This is a genomic window from Aureibaculum marinum, assembly GCF_003813905.1.
Classification (GTDB): Bacteria; Bacteroidota; Bacteroidia; order Flavobacteriales; family Flavobacteriaceae; genus Aureibaculum; species Aureibaculum marinum.
Window position 1 is genome coordinate 1 of the sequence record NZ_RPFJ01000055.1, and the last position, 1,224, is coordinate 1,224.

Below are 1,224 nucleotides of genomic sequence, written 5' to 3' on the forward strand. Positions count from 1 at the left end.
GTCCTGAAATATGGCTACAGGTTAATAATTAATTTAAGCTGATAATTTATATACCATATTTGGTGTTTTAAAGTCTAAAGATAAATGTAATCTTATTTGGTTGTATAAATTTATTGCATTTTTTGCCGCTCTCTTTGCGTGAGCCACATTATCAAAGGTTTGATCTAGGTAGAATTCATCTTTTAAGATTCCGTTTACACGTTCTGCCATAGCATTTTCATAACAATGATTTTCTTCGGTCATACTAATATCTATCTTTTTTCTTTTGAGTATTTGTGTGTATACATTACTGCAATACTGTATTCCTCTGTCTGAATGATGTATAAGTTTTTTAATGTTATTAGCTTGATAAATAGCTTTGTTTAAAGCTCTGACACATCCTTTTAATTCCAAGCTATCACTCAGGTCATACCCAACAATTTTTCTGGAATGCATATCAGTTATTAAAGCCAGATAGCAAAAGCCTTTTATGGTTCTAATATAAGTTATGTCACTAACCCAAACTTGGTTAGCTCTAGTAACTTCTAAGTCTTTTATAATGTTATTATACTTATAAAAACGATGATAAGAATTGGTTGTTCTAGCACAGGTTTTCTTTCTAAGTGTAAGCATTTGGTGTTTTCTAAGTACATTAAATAAAGTATCTCTACCCACTTTAATATTGACTTTAGTAAAATCTACATCTAATGATTTTATAAGTTTTCTCACGCCTTCTCTAGGAAGAGATTTGCGTCTTTTTCTAACGATGTTAATAATCAGTTGTTCTAATTTTAATCGGTTATCAGCTCTAGATTTGTATTTATAATACGCATCACGTTTAAGACCAAAACAATGAGATATAGTTGTTAAAGAAGCAAATCCCTTAGATTTCTCTTTGGCTTTAATTAAGGCTTTATACTTAACTTTTTTTTTAGTTCAGTCACAGATTTGTAGCCTAGATCTTCAGCTGCTACTTCTAAGTAAGAATCCAATACCATAGCATCCAGATCCTTTTTAAGTAGTAGTTTTTTTAGCTGTTCAATTTCCTTTTGAAGGGTTTTAATTCGAGATATTTCGTCTTTTGTTTCCACTTTTACTCTGGTGTTCATTAAGTCTTTACGATTGTACTTTTTAATCCACTCATTGACCGTTGTAGGTGCAATAGAGTAGAGTTTACAAAGTTCGCTCTTTGTGTGTTTTCCGGTGGTAAGTTCGGCTAATATTTTCAGTTTAAATGGTTCTGAA

General features: G+C 31.0%; 2 protein-coding genes. Both read right to left on the reverse strand.

The window, feature by feature from the left end; genetic code table 11:
* Window positions 1-33: 33 nt before the first annotated feature.
* Window positions 34-885 (reverse strand): IS3 family transposase, encoded by an 852-nt coding sequence (locus EGM88_RS14380; protein WP_238988454.1) that lies wholly within the window; start codon window positions 883-885, stop codon window positions 34-36.
* Window positions 885-1,224 (reverse strand): transposase (locus EGM88_RS14385; protein ID WP_148084092.1); only part of this gene is annotated, 340 nt, incomplete at its 5' end. The genes EGM88_RS14385 and EGM88_RS14380, both read right to left, overlap by 1 nt.